Source organism: Streptomyces sp. 5-10, from assembly GCF_014712245.1.
Lineage (GTDB): Bacteria > Actinomycetota > Actinomycetes > Streptomycetales > Streptomycetaceae > Streptomyces > Streptomyces violaceusniger.
In genome coordinates, this window is record NZ_JACVYG010000061.1 from 38,889 (window position 1) to 61,666 (window position 22,778).

19 protein-coding genes are annotated in these 22,778 nt (G+C 71.6%); 10 read left to right on the forward strand and 9 right to left on the reverse strand.

The window, feature by feature from the left end:
* Positions 1-6 precede the first annotated feature (6 nt).
* The 8 genes from IEJ02_RS40850 to ssuE all read left to right on the forward strand — a co-directional run bounded on the left by IEJ02_RS40850 (position 7) and on the right by ssuE (position 8,874).
* Positions 7-1,116 carry a mandelate racemase/muconate lactonizing enzyme family protein gene (locus tag IEJ02_RS40850; protein ID WP_191069400.1) on the forward strand — a complete coding sequence of 370 codons (1,110 nt, stop codon included), beginning with the start codon at positions 7-9 and terminating at the stop codon, positions 1,114-1,116.
* A 505-nt stretch (positions 1,117-1,621) separates the two neighbouring features.
* The gene (locus tag IEJ02_RS40855) at positions 1,622-3,196 is read left to right on the forward strand and encodes an ABC transporter substrate-binding protein (RefSeq protein WP_191069401.1); all 1,575 of its coding nucleotides are present in this window, start codon (positions 1,622-1,624) and stop codon (positions 3,194-3,196) included.
* 29 nt (positions 3,197-3,225) lie between these two features.
* Complete coding sequence (locus tag IEJ02_RS40860) at positions 3,226-4,254, forward strand: ABC transporter permease (RefSeq protein ID WP_191069402.1); 1,029 nt, start codon at positions 3,226-3,228, stop codon at positions 4,252-4,254.
* A 3-nt stretch (positions 4,255-4,257) separates the two neighbouring features.
* A complete protein-coding gene (locus tag IEJ02_RS40865; protein WP_191069403.1) occupies positions 4,258-5,145 on the forward strand; it encodes an ABC transporter permease in 888 nt (295 codons plus the stop codon).
* Complete coding sequence (locus IEJ02_RS40870) at positions 5,145-6,044, forward strand: ABC transporter ATP-binding protein (protein WP_164427384.1); 900 nt, start codon at positions 5,145-5,147, stop codon at positions 6,042-6,044. The genes IEJ02_RS40865 and IEJ02_RS40870 overlap by 1 nt, the downstream gene beginning before the upstream one ends.
* Positions 6,041-6,913 carry an ABC transporter ATP-binding protein gene (locus IEJ02_RS40875; protein ID WP_191069404.1) on the forward strand — a complete coding sequence of 291 codons (873 nt, stop codon included), beginning with the start codon at positions 6,041-6,043 and terminating at the stop codon, positions 6,911-6,913. The genes IEJ02_RS40870 and IEJ02_RS40875 overlap by 4 nt, the downstream gene beginning before the upstream one ends.
* Positions 6,914-6,937: 24 nt before the next feature.
* Positions 6,938-8,272: an NtaA/DmoA family FMN-dependent monooxygenase gene (locus IEJ02_RS40880; protein WP_191069405.1), complete on the forward strand. Its 1,335-nt coding sequence runs from the start codon at positions 6,938-6,940 to the stop codon at positions 8,270-8,272.
* A gap of 44 nt (positions 8,273-8,316) precedes the next feature.
* Positions 8,317-8,874, forward strand: coding sequence for an NADPH-dependent FMN reductase (ssuE, locus tag IEJ02_RS40885; protein WP_191069406.1), 558 nt, complete (start codon positions 8,317-8,319; stop codon positions 8,872-8,874).
* 12 nt (positions 8,875-8,886) lie between these two features.
* On the opposite strand, the gene IEJ02_RS40890 is transcribed toward ssuE, so the two are convergent.
* From IEJ02_RS40890 to IEJ02_RS40905, 4 genes are all read right to left on the reverse strand, one after another.
* Positions 8,887-9,807: a carbohydrate ABC transporter permease gene (locus tag IEJ02_RS40890; protein ID WP_191069407.1), complete on the reverse strand. Its 921-nt coding sequence runs from the start codon at positions 9,805-9,807 to the stop codon at positions 8,887-8,889.
* On the reverse strand, positions 9,804-10,790 hold the full coding sequence (locus tag IEJ02_RS40895) for a carbohydrate ABC transporter permease (protein WP_191069418.1): 987 nt from the start codon (positions 10,788-10,790) through the stop codon (positions 9,804-9,806). The genes IEJ02_RS40890 and IEJ02_RS40895 overlap by 4 nt, the downstream gene beginning before the upstream one ends.
* Before the next feature lie 237 nt (positions 10,791-11,027).
* Entirely contained in the window at positions 11,028-12,272 is a 1,245-nt protein-coding gene (locus tag IEJ02_RS40900) for a sugar ABC transporter substrate-binding protein (RefSeq protein WP_191069408.1), read from the reverse strand.
* A gap of 139 nt (positions 12,273-12,411) precedes the next feature.
* Positions 12,412-13,476 carry a LacI family DNA-binding transcriptional regulator gene (locus IEJ02_RS40905; protein ID WP_191069409.1) on the reverse strand — a complete coding sequence of 355 codons (1,065 nt, stop codon included), beginning with the start codon at positions 13,474-13,476 and terminating at the stop codon, positions 12,412-12,414.
* 132 nt (positions 13,477-13,608) lie between these two features.
* Between IEJ02_RS40905 and IEJ02_RS40910 the strand changes: the two genes are divergently transcribed.
* On the forward strand, positions 13,609-15,753 hold the full coding sequence (locus IEJ02_RS40910; RefSeq protein ID WP_191069410.1) for an amylo-alpha-1,6-glucosidase: 2,145 nt from the start codon (positions 13,609-13,611) through the stop codon (positions 15,751-15,753).
* 56 nt (positions 15,754-15,809) lie between these two features.
* On the opposite strand, the gene IEJ02_RS40915 is transcribed toward IEJ02_RS40910, so the two are convergent.
* Positions 15,810-16,601, reverse strand: coding sequence for a class II aldolase/adducin family protein (locus IEJ02_RS40915; RefSeq protein WP_223865277.1), 792 nt, complete (start codon positions 16,599-16,601; stop codon positions 15,810-15,812).
* A 100-nt stretch (positions 16,602-16,701) separates the two neighbouring features.
* A complete protein-coding gene (locus IEJ02_RS40920) occupies positions 16,702-17,589 on the reverse strand; it encodes a sodium:solute symporter family transporter (protein WP_191069411.1) in 888 nt (295 codons plus the stop codon).
* Positions 17,590-17,891: 302 nt separating this feature from the next.
* Between IEJ02_RS40920 and IEJ02_RS40925 the strand changes: the two genes are divergently transcribed.
* Positions 17,892-19,481: a PucR family transcriptional regulator gene (locus IEJ02_RS40925; RefSeq protein WP_191069412.1), complete on the forward strand. Its 1,590-nt coding sequence runs from the start codon at positions 17,892-17,894 to the stop codon at positions 19,479-19,481.
* Positions 19,482-19,550: 69 nt separating this feature from the next.
* Here the strand turns inward: IEJ02_RS40925 and IEJ02_RS40930 are convergent, their stop codons facing one another.
* From IEJ02_RS40930 to IEJ02_RS40940, 3 genes are read right to left on the reverse strand one after another with little or no spacing between them, the layout of a single operon-like run.
* The gene (locus tag IEJ02_RS40930) at positions 19,551-20,807 is read right to left on the reverse strand and encodes an exo-beta-N-acetylmuramidase NamZ family protein (protein ID WP_191069413.1); all 1,257 of its coding nucleotides are present in this window, start codon (positions 20,805-20,807) and stop codon (positions 19,551-19,553) included.
* Positions 20,804-21,466: an FAD-binding oxidoreductase gene (locus tag IEJ02_RS40935; RefSeq protein WP_223865278.1), complete on the reverse strand. Its 663-nt coding sequence runs from the start codon at positions 21,464-21,466 to the stop codon at positions 20,804-20,806. The genes IEJ02_RS40930 and IEJ02_RS40935 overlap by 4 nt, the downstream gene beginning before the upstream one ends.
* Before the next feature lie 24 nt (positions 21,467-21,490).
* Positions 21,491-22,660 (reverse strand): anhydro-N-acetylmuramic acid kinase, encoded by a 1,170-nt coding sequence (locus tag IEJ02_RS40940; protein ID WP_191069414.1) that lies wholly within the window; start codon positions 22,658-22,660, stop codon positions 21,491-21,493.
* Positions 22,661-22,778: the final 118 nt, after the last annotated feature.

Here is a 22,778-nt window from a genome sequence, read left to right on the forward strand (position 1 = left end):
TCGTACATGAAGGTCACACACGTCGACGTCTGGGTCGTGAACCTCCCCCTCACCTCCCCGTTCACCAGCTCCTTCGAGACCAAGACCGGCGAGACCCGCACCGTGGTCCGGATCAGGACCGACGAGGGGGTGGACGGCTGGGGCGAGACGATGTGGGGGCAGCCGGTGGCCGCGCTCGTCCGCAAGCTCGCGCCCGATCTCATCGGCACCAGCCCGTTCGCCCTGGAGTCCTTCCACCGCAAGCAGCACATGGTGCCGTTCTTCCACGGCTACCTCGGCTACGCCGCCATCGCCGCCCTGGACGTGGCCTGCTGGGACGCCATGGGCAAGGCCACCGGCCACGCGCTCACCGATCTGCTCGGCGGGGCGGTACGCGACACCGTCCCGCTCACCGCGCTCGTCACGCGCGCCGACGGCGCCACCCCGGAAGCGCTCGCCGAGCACGCCGCCCGGGTGGTGGCCGAGGGCGGTTTCCCGGCGGTCAAGCTCAAGGGCACCGGCGATGTGGACGGCGATGTCGCCAACCTCCGCGCGCTGCGGGCCGCGCTGCCGGACACCGAACTGCGCGTCGACCCCAACGCGGCCTGGTCGGTGCCGGATTCGGTGCGTGCGGGCATCAAGCTGGAGGAGCTGGACCTGGAGTACCTGGAGGACCCGTGCCCCGGTATCGAGGGCATGAGCCAGGTGCGGACCAAGGTGCGGATCCCGCTGTGCACGAACATGTGTGTCGTCCGCTTCGAGGACTTCGCTCCCGCGGTGCGGCTCGGCGCGGTGGACGTCGTCCACGGCGATGTCTACAAGTGGGGCGGCATCGCACCGACCAAGGCCCTCGCCGCCCACTGCGAGACCTTCGGCCTCGGCATGAACCTGCACAGCGGCGGCGAACTCGGCATCGCCACCGCCGCCCATCTCGCCGTGGTCGCCAGCACCCCGCTGCTCAGCCGCGCCATCGACAGCATGTACTACCTGCACGCCGATGACATCGCAGACCCGATCCCGCTCATCGACGGCCGCCTCACCGTCCCGCGGGGCCCGGGTCTGGGGGTGCGCGTCGACGAGGAGAAGCTGCGGCACTACGCGGCGGTGAACGAGCGGGAGGGCGACCTGACGGGATGACGTCTCCGCCCTGCCCGGCAGGCTCTGAGCTGCGGCAACAGCGCTCAAAAAACATCCCGCACAATGAGATACCAATAGGTGTCCATTGACAGTCGGTGACGCCTGCGGCCAGGATTGCGACATGCTCACGACGCACCCCGGTGTGGTGTGCCGCTACGTGGATCTGCGGCGCACCTCCAGCGCGCTCTGTCGCTGACCACCTGCCGCCCACGGCCCACCGGCCCCGATCCGCCCCACCGGAACCGGCCGCCCGCCGTCCCACCGCGCCTCATACCTCCTGGTGCGCCCCTTCCTCGGCGCTTCACCGTCTGCCCTCCCCTCGGTATCCCGGCCCTCTCCCCGTGCGTCCGCCGACGCCTGATGCCCCGCGCCCGGCGCCACCGACCCATGCCCGAAGGCCCACGTCGGCGTGGACGCCCGGGGGTGGACGGCGTCCGGCACGGGGGTGTGCCCGCGCCACGCCCGCCGCCGGGCGGAGCCGGAACCTTCGAAGAAAGAAACAGTGATGTCCGGACGCCTCACGCCCCACCGCCCCAGACCCCACCTTCCATCCGCCCGCGGAGCCCGGCGGTTGCGTGTCGCCGCTCTGGGAACCGCCCTGGTCACCGTGGTCGCCCCTGCCCTGAGCGGCTGCGGCGGCGGGGCGGCGTCCGCCGGTGGCGGCGCCGCGCTGACATGGGCATCCTCCTACTTCCCCACCCACTGGGACCCGGTCGTCGGTGGCAGTGGTGCTCAGTTCCGGGAACTCTCCCTGGTGTACGCGTCGTTGACACGCACCGACGCCACCGGCAAGGCCGTACCGGACCTGGCCAAGAGCTGGGAATACAACGCCAAGGGCGACCAGATCACCTTCCACCTGCGGCCCCATCTGAAGTTCAGCGACGGCGCACCGGTAGACGGTGCCGCGGTCAAGGCGGCCGTCGAGCGGGCCAAGAAGCAGAAGAACTCGGCACTCTTCGGCGACCTGACCTCGATCAGGTCGGTGGAGGCGAAGGGACTGGACGCGGTCGTCCATCTCACCCAGGTCGACTACCAGATCCCGCAGTTGCTCGGTCAGCGCGTGCTGCAGATCGCCAGCCCCAAGGCGGCCGCCTCCCCGGCGAAGCTGGACCAAAATCCGGTCGGCGCGGGCCCGTTCATCGTCACGCAGCTCATACCGGGCACCAAGGCGGTGCTGAAGAAGAACCCGGACTACTGGGATGCGAGGAACATCCATATCGACAACGTCGAGCTGACCTCGGCACCCGACGCCACCACCGTCGTCTCCGGTCTGCAGACCGGCACATACAACTTCGCCGATATCGACCCCAGCCAGGCACGGGCCGCCAAGAAGGCGGGCCTGGACGTGTTCGTCCAGCCCGGCTTCAACGCCTCCAACATCAGCCTCAACATCAACAAGGCGCCGTTCAACGACGACAAGGTCGTCGACGCCGTCCGCTATGCGATCAATCGCAAGGAGTTCGTCGACAAGCTGACCTTCGGCTACGGGCGGGCGACCGACCAGCCGTTCCCCCAGGGGTACGTGGCCTACGACCCGAAGTCGGAGAACGCCTACCCCTATGACCCGGCGAAGTCCAGGAAGCTCCTCGCCGAGGCGGGCCACAAGAGCGGCCAGATCAAGCTGAACCTGGTCATCCGGGAGGAGGACCCGCAGGCGGAGATCGTCCAGTCGCAACTGGCCAAGGTCGGAATCAGCGTCAAAATCAAGATCGACAAGAACTGGGCCACCCCGTTCTTCGCCAAGGACCTGGCCTTCTCCCTCTACGCGACCACCGGCCGTGACTCCGCCGCCCAGACCCTGACCGCCCACTTCGGCCCCGACGGCCCGCTGAACCTCAGCTCGCCCTATGAGCCGGCCGGCTTCGAGGCGGCCATCGCCAAGGTGCGCCGGACCCCGCTCACCTCACCCGACTACGCCAAGGTCCTCCGAGCGGCGACACGGGCCGGCCTGCGGAGCAAGGCGCTGGTCTTCACCTACTCCTCGCCCAACCTCATGGCCAAGAGCAAGACGATCTCCGATCTGCCGAAGAACCCGGCCCACATCGACTGGACCGGTGTGACCATCTCCGGCGGCAACTGACATCCGTCCACGACAGACAGGGACAGCCCATGACGACGACCGAGGCCCGGGCACCGTCCGACCTCACTGGCGGGGTCGCCGCGGCCCGGACACGGCGTGCGCTCGGCCGCGTCCTGGTCACCCTCGTCCGGTCCGTCGCGATCTTCGTACCGGTCTTCCTGGTCGCGACGTTCGTGACGTTCGCGCTGCGCTCGCTCAGCGGGCTCAGCCCTGCCCGCATCCAGCTGGGTGAGCAGGCGACCCCCGCGGCCATCGCCAGGGTCGAGGCGCAGTGGGGCCTCGACCGGCCCTTCCTGGTCCAGTACTGGGACTGGTTCACCGGCGTGCTGCACGGACAGCTCGGTGCCAGCTGGACCAACGGCGCCGACATCTCCACCCTCATCGGCCTCGGTCTGGGCGTGAGCCTGTCGGTGGCGACCTTCGCACTGCTCATCGGGGTGGTCGTGGGCTTCGGCCTCGGCACGGTGGCCGCCCTGCGGCACACCACCTGGATCGACCGCGCCATCACCGGCTTGGTGACGGTGATCTCGGTGATGCCGGCGTTCGTGGTCGGCATCGTGCTGGTGGCGGTCTTCGCGGTCGGGCTGCGCGCCTTCCCGTCCGCCGGATACGTCCCGGCCCAGCAGGGGCTCGGCCCGTGGCTCGCCCACATCACCCTGCCCGCCGTCGCGTTGAGCTTCGATGTGATCGCCGACGTCACCCGGCAGCTGCGCACCAGCCTCATCGCCGCCTATCGCGAGAACTACGTGATCGGGGCGGTGGTACGGGGCCTGAGTCCGCGACGGATCTTCTTCGTCCATGTGCTGCGCAACGGCCTCGGGCCCGCGCTCGCGACGCTCGGCCTGAAGTTCCCCGCACTGGTCGGCGCGTCCGTCATCACGGAGTGGGTCTTCGGCCTCCAGGGCTTCGGCCGATTCGCCAATGACTCCGCCCAGGCCGGGGACGTGCCCGCGGTCCAGGGGGTCCTGGTGGTGTCGATCGTTCTGGTCGTCGCCTTCAACCTGATCGTCAACCTGGTGCTGGCACACGTGACGCCGGCGTCCCAGCGGGGGGTGTGAACCATGTTGCGCCGCGTTCTCACCCTCCCGTCCGGACGGATCGCCGTCGGCATCCTCGCCGTGACCATCCTGCTGGCCGTGTTCGGTCCGCTGCTCGCCCCGCAGAACCCCCTCGCCACCAGCGACAACACGCTCGCGGCGGCATCGGGCGAGCACTGGCTGGGGACGGACTACCTCGGCCGTGACGTGCTCAGCCGCCTCCTGGACGGCTCACGCGTGAGCGTCCTCGGCTCCCTCGAAGTCGCGCTCACGGCACTCGCCGTCGGCTCCGTACCGGGCATCCTCTCGGTCTACTTCGGACGGGCCTTCGAATGGGTCAGTCTCCGCCTGGCCGACACGCTGGTCGCCCTGCCGTTCCTGCTGTTCGCCGTCGCCGTGATCGCACTGCTCGGCAACGGCCTCACCCAGGCGATGCTCGTCACCGGCGTCCTGGTGTCCCCGCTGTTCTACCGGGTCTCCCGGGCCGCCACCCTGTCGGTGGCCCGCTCGCCCTACGTGGAGGCCGCGCTCCTGGCCGGCGCCTCCGTCGGCTGGGTGGTACGCCGTCATGTGTGGGTCAAGGTGCTGCCGCCGATCGCGGTCGCGCTGGCGCAGACCATCGGTGTCGGCTTCGTCATCGTCTCCAGCCTGACCTTCCTCGGTATCGGCGTCCAGCCTCCCGCACCCACCTGGGGCGGACTGCTCGCCTCGGACCTGGGCTATCTCAGCCACCAGCCGTGGGCGCCGCTGCCCCCCGCACTGCTGATCATGATCACCGTCTGGGCCGGCAACCTCCTCGCCGACGCGATCCGCGACGTCTCCGGCGAGGCGGGCCGCGCCCTTGTGGGCCGCCGCAAGGCCGGCACCCACGGCATCGAGAAGGCCGGCCCCGTCCCCACCGGAGGTGCGTGATGGCGACCGTGTCCAGGAACCGCGCCCCGGGAGAAACCCTCGGGCACGGCCCCGGCGCTCCGCCCGACCCCCCGTCGCCCGTGCTGTCACTGCGCGACGTCCGCATCAGTGACCGGGCCGGCGGTCGCGAGATCGTCCACGGCGTGAGCTTCACGCTCACCCCGGGCAAAGTGGTCGGCATCGTCGGCGAGTCCGGCAGCGGAAAGACCATCACCTGCCGGGCGGCGCTGGGCATCCTGCCCGCGCACTTCGAGGTCACCGGCGGATCGATCGAGATCCACGGCACCGACATCGCGGAGCTGTCCCCCGCACAGTGGACGGCTCTGCACGGCCTCACGATCAGCGCGGTCTTCCAGGACCCGGCCTCCTACCTCAACCCCTCGATCCCCGTGGGCGCGCAGGTGGCCGAGGTCGTCCGGGTCAAGAAGGGACTGGGGCGGGGCGCTGCCCGCCGCCGGGCCGTCGAACTGCTGCGGGCCGTACGCCTGCGGGAGGCCGATCTGGTCTACGGCCAGTACCCGCACGAACTGTCCGGCGGCATGCTCCAGCGCGTACTGATCGCGGCGGCGATCGCCGCCGACCCGCGCATCCTCATCGCCGACGAGGCCACGACCGCGCTCGACGTCACCGTCCAGGCCGAGATCCTCGACCTGCTCGCCGATCTGCGCGAGCGGACCGGCATGGCCCTTGTCGTGGTCTCCCACGACCTGGCCGTCGTCGCCCAGCTGTGCGACGAGGTCCTCGTCATGCGGCAGGGCGAGGTGGTCGAGCACGGACCGACCGGGAGAGTGCTGCACGCCCCGCGGCACGAGTACACCCAGCTGCTGATCACCGAGCACGAGAGTTACGGCCTGGAGAAGTTCCTCGACCCGAAACTCGACCCGAAGGAGGAGGCGTGACCACCGAGCCGCCGCGGGAGGAGGGTTCCGCCGGCGCCGCGCCCGGCCGGGAACCCGTCCTCTCCGTCACCGGTCTGGACGTGCACTACGGGTCTCGCCGCAGGCGCCGACGGGCCCTGCACGGGGTCTCGCTGACCGTCGCCCCGGGCGAGACCCTCGGCATCATCGGCGAGACCGGATCGGGCAAGTCGACGCTCGCACGGGCCGTGCTCGGCCTGGTACGCGCCTCGGCGGGGTCGGTCGTCATCGGCGGGGAGGACGTCAGCGCCTACGATCAGCGTCAATGGCGCGGTCTGCGCCGTCGCGGCGTGGTCCAGTACGTCTTCCAGGATCCGCTGCGCAGCCTCGACCCGGACCTCACCATCGAGACCTCCCTGGCCGAGCCGCTGCTGATCAGGGGCGTCCCGTTCGATGAGGCGGCGGCGCACGTCCGCGCGTTCGTCCCCCGCGTCCGGCTCTCCGAAGACCTGCTCGACCGGTTGCCCGGGGAACTCTCCGGCGGCCAGCGCCAGCGGGTCGCGGTGGCCCGGGCGCTGGTCGCCGAGCCGCGTCTGGTCATCCTCGACGAACCGGTCAGCGCCCTGGACTCCGCCAACCGTGTCCAGATCCTGCGGATCCTCGAGGAGTTGCGCGCCGACGGGGTGGCCCTCGTCTTCATCTCCCACGACCTCGGCTCCGTCGCCGGGATCGCCGACCGCGTCGCGGTGCTGTACCGGGGCGAGCTGGTCGAGGTCGGGACCGCCGCCGAGGTGATCAACCGCCCCCGGCACCCCTATACCCGGCTGCTCGTCAGCTCCGCCCCCACGCTGCGCGCCGCGCCCGCCGACCGGGCCGAACGCGAGGCACTTCGCGCACTGCTGCACGCCTGAATCCGACCACAGGGAGGAACCCCCATGTCCCGCACGCTCCACTTCGCGCTGCACCCGTACGGCGTCGGCGGCCCGGGCCAGCACGGGCTGTGGAAGGACCCGCGCGTCCCGAAGAACGCGAGCATCGACATCAACTACTACATCCGGCAGGCGCAGGCCGCCGAGCACGCCCTCTTCGACGCCCTGTTCATCGTCGACAGCCAGTTCATCAACGCCACCTACCCGGCGCACTACCTCAACCGGCTGGAGCCGCTGACGCTGCTGTCGGCGGTCGCCACCCACACCCGGTACGTCGGGCTGGTCGGCACGGCGAGTTCGACGTACAACTCCCCCTTCAACCTGGCCCGGCGGTTCGCCTCCCTCGACCACATCAGCGGTGGCCGCGCCGGATGGAACGTCGTGACCAGCTTCGACACGGGAGCTTCCCGGAACTTCGGGCTCGAGGAACACCTCGACTACACCACCCGCTACCGCCGCGCCCTGGAATTCGTACAGGTCGCCCGCGGTCTGTGGGACTCCTACGAGGACGACGCCTTCCCCGCCGACGTCGAGCGCAACGTGTTCCTCGACCCGTCCAAGCTGCACCGACTCGACCATGAGGGCGAGCACTTCAAGGTGGCGGGCCCGCTCAACCTCTCGCGCTCGCCCCAGGGACAGCCGGTGATCTTCCAGGCCGGAGTCTCCGAAGAGGGCCGCGACCTCGCCGCGCGGGTCGCCGAAGGCATTTACGCGCCGGGCGGCTCGCTGGAGCAGGCGCGGGAGTACTACGCCGACATCAAGCGCCGCACCGCCGCCTACGGGCGCGATCCCGAACACATCAAGATCTTCGTCCATGGCGGCCCGGTCGTCGCCGCGACCGACGAAGCGGCCCGGCGCCGCGAGCGGGAGATCTTCGAGGAGGACAACGACTTCGACCGCAATCTCGCACTCCTCGGCCGTTCCTTCGGCGCCTACGACTTCAGCGTGCACGATCTGGACGCGCCGTTCCCGGACGTGGCACACCTCGCCGAGAAGGGCGGCCGGACCGGCGCCGCCAAAATCATCGCCCGCGCCACGGCGGAGAAACTGACGCTGCGCCAGGTGGCCGAGTCGGTCGGGGAGTTCCGGCGCTCGCCGTTCGTCGGTGCGCCGGAGACGGTCGCCGACACCATCGAGCGGTGGTTCTCCGCCGGCACCTTCGACGGCGTCAACCTCGCCTTCCGCACCGACGACGACCTCGACCTCTTCGTCGACGGGGTCGTCCCGATCCTCCAGAAGCGTGGGCTGTACCGCACCGAGTACCCGGCCGACACCCTGCGCGGCAATCTCGGGCTGCCCGTCCCCGTCAACCGCTGGGCATCCGCCGAAGCGCGAGTCTGACCAGCCCGGCTGCACCCTCACCAACCCTCCTGGAAGGTCCCGCCATGGCCGCCATCCTGTCCGTCTCCGGAAGCCCCTCCGCCACCTCCCGCACCGCGCGACTGCTGCGCCATCTCGACGACCGCCTCCGCCTCCAGGGCCACGACGTGACCGTACTCGACGTGCGCACCCTTCCCGCCGACGCACTTCTCGCCGCCGACTTCCGGCACCCGGCCATCGCTCACACCGCGGCCCGGTTCGAGCGCGCGGACGGCATAGTGATCGGCACCCCCGTATACAAGGCCGCCTATTCGGGGCTGCTGAAAGCACTGCTCGACGTACTCCCGCAGTACGCCCTGACCGGTAAGACCGTCCTGCCACTGGCCACCGGCGGGAGCACGGCCCACGTGCTCGCCATCGACTACGCACTGCGCCCGGTCCTCAGCTCGATGGGCGCGGGGCACATCGTGCCCGGCTGGTTCACCCTCGACAAGGACATCACCATCGCCGAGGACGGCACACCAGTCATCGCACCGGCCACCGCCGAAGCCCTGGCACAGGTCACGGACCACTTCTCCGCCGCGGTCGGTGGCCGAACGGCCCCGCTGGCCCCCACCGGCTGAAATGTCGGACCGCTATTCCTTGACCGCCCCCGAGTTCGCCCCCTGCACGAAGTACCGCTGGAAGCAGAAGAACAGCGCCGCCACCGGCAGGGTCGCCAGCAGGGCCGCCGCCAGCTTCAGCGGGTACTGCGTACCGCCACCCAGCCCGCCCGAGACGAACCGCGCGAGCCCGGTCGTCAGCGTCTCGTACTGGCCGGACTGCGTGGCCACCAGGAAGTGGGTGAACTCGTTCCACGAGCCCTGGAACGACAGGATCGTCAGGGTGATCAGCGCGGGCCGGGCCATCGGCAGCACCACCGACCAGAAGGTCCGGATCACCCCGGCGCCGTCCACCCGCGCGGCCTCCTCGACCTCCCGGGGGATCGACTCGAAGAACTGCTTCATGATGAAGATCCCGGCCGCGTCCACCATCAGCGGAAGGATCATCCCCGTGTAGGTGTCGAACAGCCCGAAGGTGTTCAGCACCAGGAACTTCGGGATCAGCAGCGCCACCCCGGGCACCGCCATCACCCCGACGACGAAGCCGAACAGCAGCGAGCGGCCCCGGAAGCGCAGCCGCGCCAGCGCGTACCCCGCCATCGAGTCGAACAGCACCCGCCCGGCGGTGACCAGGACCGCGACCAAGGCCGAGTTGCCCAGCCAGCGCAGGAACGGCACCCCGTCCCCGGCCTGGCTCAGCCCGAACAGCCGCTGGTAGGCGGCGGTCGTCGGGGTGGTGGGCACCAGTTGGAGGGGATGCGCCGCCGCATCCGGGTCGGTCTTGAACCCGGTCACCAACTGGAGCACGAACGGCAGCAGGTACACCAGTGCGGCCCCCACCACCAGGGCGTATCCCAGCACCCGCAGCGGCAGCGGGAACCGGCCGAGCACCGGACGCCCCCGCGCCGGGGGCTTGGCCTTGGCCTGGGCGGCGGCCGTGGCCTGGGCGTTCATCGGTTCCTCCCGGGGCGGGGACCGCGCTCCCGCAGCGCCCAGCGCTGCACGGCGGTAATGAACAGGATCAGCGCGAGCAGGATGAAGGCGATGGCCGCGCCCTGCCCGAAGTCGGCGTCGTCGAAGGCCGTCGAGTACGACAGGAAGGCCGGCGTCAGCGTCGTGTTGCCCGGCGCGCCCTGGCCCATCACATACACCTGGTCGAAGACCTGCCAGGTGGCGATCGTCCCCAGGGTGAGGACGAGGAAGAGCACCGGCCGCAGCGCGGGCAGCGTGACGTGGCGCAGCATCTGGCGGCGGTTCACGCCCTCGATGGCGGCCGCCTCCTCCAGCTCGCGCGGGATGTCCTGGAGGGCCGCGAGGAAGATCAGCATGAAGGTGCCGGAGGTCGTCCACACGGCCAGCAGAATGATCGTGCACATCGCGACGGACGGACCGGACAGCCACTCGTACCAGGAAAGGCCCATGAAGGAGTGGTCGGCCAGCACCCCCGTGGGGTGGTCGGGGTCGACGATCCCCAGTCCGCCGAGGAGCGCCGAGAGCACCCCGCGTGGGTCGGCGAACCAGTTCGGGCCCTTCACCCCGATCCAGGACAGCAGCGTGTTGACGGCGCCACTGCCCTGGAAGAGGAAGAGGAAGACGGTGGAGACCGCGATCGAGCTGGTGACGGACGGGAAGAAGAACGTGGTGCGCAGGGCGCCCCGCGCGCGCAGCAGCCGCTGGTTGACGATCAGCGCCAGTACCAGCGCCAGCCCGGTCTGCAGCGGCACGGTCAGCGCCACGTAGTAGACGTTGTTGCGCAGCGAGGTCGCGAAGAGGGTGCGGTCGAGGCCGTCCTCGGTGAGCAGCGCCCGGTAGTTGTCCAGGCCCACGAACTTCGCCTGCCCGGTGAACGGGTTGGACTGCCCGTCCCAGTCCAGCAGGCTGACCCACAGGGCCATCAGGATCGGCAGCACCAGGAACAGGCCGAGGATCAGCACCATGGGGCTGACGAACAGCCAGCCCCAGGCGCCTTCGCCGCGGCGGCGCCCCGCGGGCGGGGTGTTCGGGGTGCGGGGCGCCGCCTTGGGGCCGGACCCGCCGGACGCGTCAGGTGCGCCCGGCGAGCCGACCGTACGGGGGTCCCCGCCGATGGCCCCGGGGGCCGGGCGGGGACCGGACGACGCGCCGCTGGGGACGCGGCGCGCCGTGCGATGGGGGGTGCGGAAGGGCATGGCGGCTCAGTCGCCCTTCGCGAGGGTCTGTTCGCCGTTGCGCTGCAGGTCGGCGAGGATCTTCTTCGGGTCCGTGGTGCGCAGCGACTGGAGCTGGGTGTTGAACTGGCTGAGCACCTTGTCGAACCCGGCGACGGTCACCGGGCCCTGTGCGTACGCGCCCGCGTCGGCCCAGGCCTTGGCTTCCGGCTCCTGCTTGGCGTACTCGGCGAGGGCGCTGGTGCGCGAGGGCATCACCCCGAATCCGTCGGCGAACTTCAGCTGCTGCTCACCGGAGCTGAGGTACTTCACCAGGTCCACGGCCGCCGACCGGTGGGCGCTCTCGGCGGCCACGCCCCAGCAGTTGCTGAAGGCCAGCGTGGCCTTCCCGGCCGGTCCCGCGGGCAGCGGGACCACCTTGTACGGCACCTTGGGGTAGTCGAGCTTCATGCCACCGGTCAGCCAGTTGCCCTCGATGGTCATGGCGGCCTTGCCCTTGCCCAGGGCCTCGCCGCCCCAGCTGGTGTCGACCTGCTTGGCGTACTTCATCGAGCCGGCCCGCAGCAGCGACCGCACGAAGCCGAGCCCCTCGGCGTTCTTCGCGCTGTCGGCGGTCATCTTCGTCTGCTTCGCGTCGGTGATCCAGCCGCCCGCCTGCTTCATGAAGACGCCGAGGCGCTGGTACTCGTCGCTGGTGACCAGGCCGGTGACCCCGTCGCCGGTGAGTTTGCCGGCGACCTTCCTCAGCTCGTCCCAGGAGGTGGGGTAGTCCTTCTCGGTCAGCCCTGCCTTCTTCCACAGGTCGGTGTTGATGGCGAGGGCGAGGGTGGAGGTGTCCTTGGGCAGGCACACCAGCTTCCCGTCGTAGGTGAAGGCGGTGCGCAGGGGCTCGGCGAAGTCGTCCGCGTCCTTGATCTTGTCGCCGTACGCGTAGAGGGAGTCGCCCTTGGCGTAGTTCGCGAACTGGTCGGAGTTGACGTAGAAGACGTCCGGCGGCCGGTGCCCGGCGAAGGACTGGGCCAGTTGCTGGTTCATGTCCTTGGCGGCTTCGACGGTCACCTTGTTGCCGGACTGCTTCTCGTACGCGGCCGCGGCCTCCTTGACCGCCTTGGTCTCGGCGTCGCCCGAGGTGGCTATGAGGACCTTCAGGTGCTGTTTGGCGCCGGTGTCCTGCTGTGTTTCCTTGTCGCCGCCGAAGCTCGACGAGCAGCCGGTGGCGGCCAGGAGCGCCGCGCAGGTGACGAGGGCGGCGGTGGCCGTGCGGGGGGCCATGTTTCCTCCGTGGATTCGGGATGGTACGTGCGGCTCGAGGGGGGTGGAGGAGAGGTGAGGTTCGGGGCGCGGCGCCTCACGGCGCCAACGCGAGAGAGCGCCGGTCGTCAGAGTGCCAACGCGACGGGGCGCCGGCGCGTCAGGGCGCCGGTGCGTCGGAGCCCGGCGCCGGGGTGCTGTCGCGGACGACGAGGGACGGCTCCAGCAGGACGCGCTCCGGTGGCGCCGCCGGGTTGGCCATCCGGGCCAGCAGCAGCCGGACGCACTCCCTGCCGACCGCCTCCAGCGGCTGGGCGACCGTGGACAGGGAGGGCGAGAGGATCCCGGCGATCGGCGAGTCGTCGAAGCCGACCACGGCGACGTCCCGGCCCGGGACGGCGTTCCGCTCGCGCAGCGCGTGATAGCAGCCGAGCGCCAGCGTGTCGCTGGCCGCGACCACGGCCGTGGCACCCGCGTCCAGTAAGGGCTTCACGGCGATCCGGGCCGCCTCGACGTCCCCCGCGCTCTCCGCGCGCCGTCCGCGCGTCGGGAGCCCGTGCCGGCGCATGGCCCGCTGCCAGCCCGCGGCACGGTCGTCACCGACGCCGGAGCCGCGCGGCCAGCCCAGGAAGGCGATCCTGCGGTGCCCGAGTGCGACCAGGTGCTCCACGGCGGCGTCCGTGCCCGAGGCACCGTCGACGTCGGCCCAGTCACCGATCTGCCGCCCCGACCACATCCGGCCGAAGCCGACGAACGGTACGCCCCGCTTGGCCAGCCACGCCTGGCGCGGATCCTGGCGGGCGGTGTTGCTGAGCACGAAGCCGTCGACGTCGTGCTGGCCGAGCAGCTCCTCGTACCCTTCCAGGCTCGGGCCGCCGGGCGGGCAGGCGAACAGCAGCATCCGGTAGCCGGCCTCGTCGGCGGCCTGCGACAGGGCGTGCAGAAAGCGGTCCATGACGGGGGCCGTGTCGCCCCCCGGAACGGGCTGGATGCCGTAGCCGATCAGCTTGCTGGAGCGGGTGCGCAGCGCCTGCGCGGCACGGCTCGGGCGGTAGCCCATCTCATCGATCACCCCGCGGACTCGCTCCAGGGTCTCGGGGCGCAGCAGCTCCGGCGAGTTGATCGCGTTGGACACGGTCTGCGGGGAGACACCGGCCCGGCGCGCGACCATGGCAAGGGTCACCGGGCCGCCCTTGGGCGAGGGACTGCTGGTGGAGCGGGGCATACGGGTCTCCGGCGTACGAGGGTCTGAACCTGGTCCTGCGAGCTTGATTTGAGCGTTCCAAAGGCATTGCCAGCGCTCTGAAGAGGCCGTTAGTGTCTTTGGATCGATCTAATGCTGAGAGGTTCTACTCCTTTGGACACCACTGTCAAGGCCCAGGACACCAACGAACCGGTCACGACCCCCACTTCGGTGGCCACGGACCTGCAGCCGTTCCTGCACGACGCGGTCGTCACGCTGTACGCGCCGAGCTTTGTGATCTCGCGCCCGGACGGGCAGCTCAAGGGGGGTGCGGACGGCTTCTACCACGGCGACGGCAGGGCGCTGTCGCATCTGACCGTCACGGTGGGGTCCATCGCCCTGGCGCCGGTCGGCGGTGGGCTCAGGGGAGCCGACCGGGCGGACTTCCGGGCGATCCTGAGGGGGCTCGGCGAGGTGACGCCCGACCCGGCGGTGGCCCTGAACCGTCGCCGTACCGTCGCCTCCGGGCGGTTGGAGGAGAGCTTCGAGGTCACCAACGCGGGCACCCAGCGGGTCGGTTTCCGGCTCACGGTCACGGCCGGCACGGACCTCGCCCCGATGGAGCGGGTGAAGTCGGGCCACGTCCTGGACCCGGTGCCGGGGCGGGCCGAAGGCGCGGAAGGCGCCGGGGGCAGCGGTCTGGTGTGGTCCCGCGACGGGTTCGCCGTACGCCTGGTCGGCGAGCCCGCGCCGGACGCCCTCGATGCGCCGGAGGGCCGGCTGTCGTACGACGTCGAGCTGGACCCCGGCGCCTCATGGACGGCGACGCTGCGCTGCACGGCGGCGTACGCGGACGGCGACCAGTTCCCGGCCGCCCCGGCGGACGCCGTACCGTGGCGCAGCCCGACCCTGCGCAGCGCCGACCGGCGCTTCGACCAGTGGCTGGACCAGTCGGTCGCCGACGCGGACCGGCTGCGCCTGATGGACCCCCGGTCCGCGGAGGCGCGCACGGACGGCGTTGATCAGTTCCTGGCCGCCGGAGCCCCGTGGTTTCTGACCCTCTTCGGCCGCGACTCGCTGTGGGCCGCCCGCATGCTGCTCCCGCTCGGCACCGAACTCGCGGCCGGTACGCTGCGCACGCTCGCCCGCCGCCAGGGGGCGGTGGCCGACCCCGCCACGGAGGAGCAGCCGGGGAAGATCCTGCACGAAGTGCGGCGCGGCACCCAGAACTTCACCGACACGTTCGCCGTCCCGCCGGTGTACTACGGCACGGTCGACGCGACCCCGCTGTGGATCACCCTGCTCCATGACGCCTGGCGCTGGGGTCTGGCCCCCGAGCAGGTGGAACAGCTGCTGCCGCACACCGAGTCGGCGCTCGCGTGGGTCCGCGACCAGGCGGCCGCGGCCGACGACGGCTTCCTCAGGTACGTCGACCGGACCGGACGGGGCCTGGCCAACCAGGGCTGGAAGGACTCCGGTGACGCCATCCGCCATCGCGACGGCCGGCTCGCCGACCCGCCGATCGCGCTGTGCGAGGTGCAGGCGTACGCGTACGAGGCGGCGCGGGGCGGAGCGGCGCTGCTGCGCGCCTTCGGGCGGCCGGGTGCGGACGCGTGGGAGGAATGGGCGGAAGGGCTCGCCACCCGCTTCCGGAAGCGCTTCTGGGTGGAGGACGCACAGGGCCCGTACCCGGCGGTCGCGCTGGACCGCGACGGCCGGCCGGTGGACTCGGTCACCTCGGGCTTCGGCCACCTTCTGGGCACGGGCCTGCTGAACCAGGAGGAGAGCGCGGCGCTGGCCGCCCGGTTGACCGGCCCCGACCTCGACGCGGGCCACGGCCTGCGCACCCTGAGCAGCGACTCGGTGGGCTTCAACCCGTACGGCTACCACATCGGTTCCATCTGGCCGCACGACACCGCGATCGCCGTGCACGGCCTGGTCAGGGCCGGCTTCCCGGACGCGGCGGCGCCGCTGGCGGCGGGCCTGCTGACGGCGTCGGCGGGGTTCGCCGGACGCCTTCCCGAACTCTTCGCCGGCCACGGCGCCGCGGCGGGCCCGCACCCCGCCCCCTACCCCGCCTCCTGTCGCCCCCAGGCCTGGGCGGCCGCTTCCTCGGTCCTGGTGCTGCGCTCGGCCCTCGGCCTGGACGCGGACGTCCCGGGCGGCACGGTCACCGTGGCCCCCGCCTTCGCCGGGGCGTACGCCCCGCTGACGGTGACGGGGCTCCAGGTCGGCGGGGCCCAACTCGCCATCACTCTGGCGGCGGACGGAGCGGTGAACGTGACGGCACCGGAGGGGCTGACGGTGGTCCCGGCCTGACGCGGCGCCCCGGTGCTTCGGCAGCAGCTCCACGAGCTGTGCGTGAACCCGGGGCTTCAGTCCTTGTAGTCGGGGGCGATGCGCTCGACCATCCGGAGCAGTGCCGCCCAGGCGAGGTCGTACGCCTTGTCGTCCTGGAGGTCGGAGCTGTCGTCCTCGCCGGCCAGTTGGCGTGCGGTGAGTTCGCAGATGTCGGGGTGGGGGGTGATGAGCTCGGAGCCGGCGGCCATGGCCGCGGTCTGTATCTCGCATGCCTTGTCGAGGTAGTACATGCGCAGGAAGGCTTGGGCGGGGGTTTCGCCGACGGTGAGCAGGCCGTGGTTGCGCAGGATCATCGCGGGGTGGTCGGCGAGGTCGGCGACGAGGCGGCGCTGTTCGGCGAGGTTGAGGGCGACGCCCTCGTAGTCGTGGTAGCCGACCCTGCCGTAGAACTCCATGGAGATCTGGTTGAGCGGGAGGAGGCCGTCCTCCTGCGCGGCGACCGCGCAGCCGGCCCTGGTGTGGGTGTGCAGGACGCAGTGGGCGTCGGGCCGGGCGGCGTGGATGGCGCTGTGGATGACGAACCCGGCGGGGTTCACGGGGTAGGGGGTGTCCTCGACGGGGTGGCCGGAGAGGTCGATCTTGACGAGGTTCGATGCGGTGATCTCCTCGAAGAGCAGACCGTAGGGGTTGATCAGGAAGTGGTGCTCGGGTCCGGGGAGCCGGACGGAGATATGCGTGAAGATCAGGTCGGTCATCCGGAAGTGGGCCACCAGGCGGTACACGGCGGCGAGTTCGCGGCGCAGGCGGTGTTCCTCGTCGGAGGTGGCCTGGGCGGTGTGATCGGTGCGGAGTGTCACTTCGGTCATGAGTGATCCTTTCGTCGTGGGCCCGATGGCCGGCGGGGCCCCGGGCCGGTTTGCCCGGGGTCCGGGTCGGTGAGGTGAGCTGCCGACGCCGTCGGTGTGATCAGACCGCGCTGAATTCAGGGGTGGCGGCGGGCTCGCCCGCCAGGCGGCGGCGCCATGCCGCGACGACGGCTTCTTCGGTCGGCTTGGTCGCGAGGCTGACGGCCACATAGCCGATGAGGCTGGCGAGCAGGCCGTAGTAGACCGGTTCGTTGGCGAGGAGTCCGTCGGCCACCATGAAAGTGATCACCGTGGCGCCGCCCGCGATCATCGAGGCCATGGCGCCGGGCAGGTTTCCCCGCCGCCAGATGAGGCCGCCGAGGATGGGTACGAGCAGGCCGCCGACGAGCAGGTTGTAGGCGACGGTGAGGGCCTCGATGACGTCCCCGAGGAGGCAGGCGATGACCATGGAGGCCACGCCGAGGATGGCGATGGCCAGGCGGTTGGAGCCGACCTCGTCCCTGTCCTCCGGGCTGGCGGGGGCCTCGTGGCGGCCGCGGTGACGCAGCCGGGCCCAGATGTCATTGGTGGCGACGGTGGCGGAGGCGATCAGGGCGCCGCTGGCGGTGGACATCATCGCGGACAGGGCGGCGGCCAGGACCAGGCCCTTGATCCCGGTGGGCAGGGCGTGCTTGACGATGGTGGCGAATGCCTCGTCGGCGCCGGCCAGGTTGGGGTAGAGCACTTTGGTGGCCATGCCGATGAAGGCTCCGGCCAGGGCGTAGACGAGACAGTAGACGCCGGCGACGGTGCCGCCCCAGGCGGCGCCGCCGATGGTGGAGGCGCCGCCCAGGACGACGGCGGCCATCGTGCCGGTGTACATGAGGGGGCCCAGGCGTCTTCCGGCGACCAGGAAGTCGCTCTTGGAAGCGGCGCGTTTCTTGCCCCACCAGCCCACGCCGCCGATGCCCAGCAGGTATCCGGCCATGACGAGGTAGTCGACGGTCATCAGGGTCCTCCGATTCGCTGCGGCCGGCGCCTGACGCGCGAAGCCGTCAAAGGGGCTGTTCGAGGGGAAGGCAACCGCTGCGCGCCAGGCGGGGAGGGCGGCGGCGCGGTGCCGAGGAGAAGAGAGAGGGAGGCAAGGGGATGTGCACATGGGCAAGGGCCGGGGTGGTGCCCTGCTGGTCACACGACCGTAGCCACCGGTCGTCGTGTTGCTGAAGTGCGGGTTCCATCCAATATGGAGTCATCCGTTGGATAAAAACGGCACTCCCGCGCAGTGCCGCCGGGCTGGGAGGATGCCTCCTCATGACCGAGACCGAGCAGCCGTCCGTTCCCCTCAGCGTGTTGCTGGCCGATCCGGAACTGGGCCTGCGCCAGGTCGCCGGACCGGCCGAGGACCGCCGTATCAGCACGGTCGGCACCACGGAGATCGAGGACCCCACGCCCTACCTCGTCGGCGGCGAACTCCTCCTGACCGCGGGGGTTCGCCTCCCGCGCTCCGCGGACGGTATCGACACCTACCTGCGGCGCGTCGTCGCCGCCGGGGTGGCCGCGCTCGGGTTCGGTGTCGCCCCCGTACACCAGGAGGTTCCACCCGAACTCGCCGCGGCCTGTGACCGCCATGGGCTGCCGCTCCTGCGGCTGCCGCCGGCCACACCGTTCGTGGCGGTCGGGCAGGCCACGTACGCCGCCATCGCCGAGGCCCGCAACCGTGAGCTGAGGGACATCTCCAGGGCTCAGTCGGCTCTCGCCTCCGCCGCCGCCCGTCCGGATGCGCTCCAGGCCGTGCTCGCCCAGCTCAGCGCCCACACCGGGGCCTGGGCGGTGCTTTTGGACGCACAGGGCAACGAGCTGTTCGGCGCCGGTCCTCGCCCCCCGGCCCCCGCACCGCGGCGCGTGCGCGACCTCGCCGTACGCACCCTCGCGCGCACCAGCCGACGTCACACGGCGCACAGACCAGCTCCTCCCGCGGCGGCAGCGGATCACCACGGAGGCATCCACCTGACCGTCCACACCCTGCCCGGCGCCGACGGCGCCACCACGCCGCTGGCCCTCGCCCAGGCCACCACCGCGGCCCCGACCCTGGTTCACCGCCACGTGACCAGTACGGCGACCGTCCTGCTGGCCCTGCTCACCAGCCCGCGGCACGCCCTGGGCACCGACACCCACAGCGTCGGCGCGCTGGTACGGCTGATGCTCGGGGCCACCCCCGCCCAGGTGGCGCCCGCCCTGGCCCCCGCCGGCCGAACGGGCGGCGAGCACTGGATCGTGGTCCACGGACGGCACAACCCCGGACGCTCCACACCGCCACCGCCGACCGGTGACGATCCGGCCCAGCTCGCGACGCTGGGCACCGCCCTTGGCACGCCGTACCTGTACATCGACGGGCCCGGTCTGAGAGCGCTGATCCCCAGCGCACCGGACACCCGGCCCAGCGCCCCCGCACAGGCCGCCGACCTGGGGTGGATCCTCGGCTTCAGCGCGCCCGCGGCCGCCCCCGACCTGCCAGGAGCCGACCGCCAGGCCGAGCGCGCCCTGCAGCGCGCGATCGCCACCGATGCCCCCGCCGTCGTGCACTCCTTTGACCCGCTCAGCCTTGATGCGATCGTCGCGCCCGCCGACGCCCAAGAGTTCGCCCGGACCCGCTTCGCCCCGCTGGACCAGGCCGGCCCACCGGGCGCCACGGTCCTCCTGGGCACCCTGCGGACCTGGCTGAACCTGCACGGCAGCTGGGACCGCGCCGCGGCAGCCCTGGGGGTGCACCGCAACACCGTGCGCCACCGCCTCGCTCGGATCGCCGAACTCCTCGACGTCGACCTGCGGGACCCGGGCGTCCGGATGGAACTCTGGTTCGCCCTGCACTGGCTGCCCGACGGCCATCGCACGCACCCTTGACCGGCGACGAGGCCTGTGCCACGCCCTGATCGGGGCCCAGCCAGGTCCTGGACCGGGTCGGCCGGGCTGTCAGCGGTAGAGGAGGTAGTGGCGGCGGATGCCGCGGAACACCGCCAGCTCACTCTCCCAGGCCGCCGCCACCTCGTCCGCCCCGGCGCCCGCGTCGATCATCGTGCGGACCCGCGCGCTGCCCGTCAGCCGGTCGATGCTGTGATCGGGCCGCCAGGCGAAGTCGCTCCACACACGCTTCGCGGTCACCAGGAGCGCCACTCCCGTGTGTACGGGGTCGTACACGTCGCGGTCGTGGACGTGGACCTGCACGCCGCCCACCGTCGTCCCCTGGAACTTCGAGAACGTGGGGGCGAAGTACGCCTCACGGAACTCCACCCCCGGCAGGTCGAGGGCGTTGGCGGCCTCGGCCCACCGGGCGTCGATGCCCTCGGCCCCGAGCAGTTCGAAAGGACGGGCCGTGCCGCGCCCCTCCGACATGTTGGTGCCCTCGAAGAGGCACGTCCCGGAGTAGACGAGGGCGGTGTCGGGTGTCGGCATGTTCGGGCTGGGAGGCACCCAGGGCAGACCGGAGACGTCGTGGAAGTCCGAGCGCCGCCATCCGGTCATGGGCACCGTCTCGAGGTGCACCGGGGTCCGCAGGAACTCGCCGTTGAACAGTCGTGCCAGCTCCGCGACCGTCATGCCGTGCGCCTGGGCGATGGGTTGGCGGCCGACGAAAGACGCGAACTCCTTGTGCAGCACGGGGCCGAGCGCGCCGCGTCCCGTCACCGGGTTGGGCCGGTCCAGGACCACGACGCGCTTGCCCGCGAGCTGCGCGGCCTCCATGCAGTCGTAGAGCGTCCAGATGTACGTGTAGAAGCGCGCGCCCACGTCCTGGATGTCGAACACCACGGTGTCGACGCCGGAGGCGGTGAAGATGTCGGCCAGCGGCCCGCCGTTCTTGAGATAGGTGTCGTACACCGGCAGGCCCGTCGCCGGGTCGTCGTAGCGGCCCTCCGATCCGCCCGCCTGCGCGGTTCCGCGGAAACCGTGTTCGGGTCCGAAGACGGCGACCAGGTTCACGCGGTCGTCCGCGTGCATCACGTCCACGATGTGGCGTACGTCGCGGGTCACGCCCGTCGGGTTGGTGACGATGCCGACACGTCGGCCGTGGAGCGCTGCGTATCCGTCCTCGGCGAGGCGTTCGAAGCCGGTACGCGGCCGGTGGCCGTTGCCCCGCGCCGCGGCGGCCGGTGCGGCGGCGGCCGCGCCCGTGACCGTCAGGGCCCCCGCGGCGGAGCCGGCGGCCAGCAGATTCCGTCGGGACAGGTTCATGGTGTGACCTCCGTGGATCGGGCGGTGGCTTCGTCGAGGAGTTCGGGCTCGCGGGCGCGCAGTGCCTCGTCGGCGTCGGGGGCCGCGGTGTCGATCACGGTCCCGGACGGCAGCACGAACCGCAGGGACTCCATGGTGCGGTGGGCGTTGTCCCGCGTGCCGCAGTTCCTGCCGCTGGAGTTGTTGGCGATCAGGCCGCCGATGGTGCAGGCGGACTCGCCGGCCGGGTCGGGGCCGAGCCGGCGCCCGTACCGGGCGAGGCGCGCATTGGCCTGGCGCACCGTCAGGCCCGGTTGCGGCCGGATGCGCCGACCCTCGTCGAGGACCTCCGCGCCGCGCCAGTGGCTGCGGACGTCCACGAGGATGCCGTCGCCGCTCGCCTGCCCGGCCAGGCTGGTGCCGCCCGAGCGCAGGGTGAGCGGCAGCCCGGCCGCTTCGGCCCCGGCCATCAGGGCGCCCACCTCGGCCGCCGACGCGACGCGCACCACGGCGCGCGGCGTGCACAGGTACGGCGAGGCGTCGTGGGCGACCGCGGCCCTGCGCGGCACATCGGTCGTCACCCTGGACGGGTCGCTGACGCACGCGGCCAGAAGCCTGGCCAGGCGGGCGTCCCCTTCCGGGGCAGGCGGCGCGGGGGCAGTCGGGGTGGAGGGGGTCATGGGTCCTCGATGCCGGGGTGGGGGTCAGTGCGTGATGCGCAGCAGGCGTGGCGGGTGTGCGGCGGGGTCGCACAGGCGCAGCGGCAGCAGGCCGGGCGTGATGCTGCCGAGGAGCGTGGCGCGGCGGGCCCCGGTGCCCGAGGGGAACGTACCGGGCAGGCCGTTGACGGTGAGGAAGCCGAGGACGGCGAAGGCCAGGGCCTCCTTGGCGTCGGAGGGCAGGCCCAAGGCGTCGCTGGAGCGGACCGGCACGCCCGGCAGTTCCTCGATGATCGTACGCATCAGCTCCGGGTTGCGGACGCCGCCGCCGGAGACGACGAGTTCGGTGACGCCGTGACCGCGGCAGGCGTCCGCGACGGTGACGGCGGTGAGCCGGGTCAGGGTGGCCAGGACGTCGTCGGGCCGGGGCGTGGCCACGGCGTCGAGGGCCCTTCGCAGGTAGGGCAGGTGGAAGTGTTCCTTGCCGGTGCTCTTGGGTGCGGGCCTGCGGTAGTAGGGGTCGTTCAGCAGGAAGGCGAGGAGGTCGGGATCGGTTCGGCCGGCGGCGGCCCCGCGGCCGTCCTCGTCGTAGGCGGCGGCGCCCGCGGTGAAGTGCCGTACGGCGGCGTCCAGAAGGGCGTTCGCCGGCCCCGTGTCGAAGGCCAGGGGGTCGGTGCCGGGTGCGACGACGGTGATGTTGGCGATGCCGCCCAGGTTGAGTGCGGCGGGGGTGCCGGGCAGGGCACGCAGGAGCAGTGTGTCGGTCATGGCGACCAGTGGGGCGCCCTGGCCACCGGCGGCGACGTCCCGGCTGCGCAGGTCGGAGACGACGGGAAGGCCGGTCGCTTCCGCGATCCAGGCCGGCTGACCGAGTTGGAGGGTGCCGCGTACGGTGCCGTCCTCCACCCAGTGGTGCATGGTCTGGCCGTGCGAGACCACCAGGTCGGCACTGCCGTCGCAGAGTTCGTGCAGAGCGTGTCGGGCGGCGGCGGCGAAGGCCTGGCCGATGCCGGTGTCCAGGGCGCAGACGGCCTGGACAGTGGTGGCCGCCGGCGGGAGGGTGGCGGCGATCAGGTCGCGCAGGTCGCCGGGGTAGGGCCGGGAGAGGTGACCGAGAGGCCGCAGGCGCAGAATGTCGCCGTCCAGGGTGAGGTCGGCGGCGGCTGCTTCGATGGCATCGTAGGAAGTGCCCGACATCAGCCCGATCACGCGCATGGCGCCTCCTGTCCCACGTTCCGCCGCGCGGGCACGGGCGGCTGCGGTTGCTGCATGGCTTCTTCTCCCAAGGGGCTGTCGCTGTACGGGGGGGTGCCTCTATGTCTTCCGTCAAGGC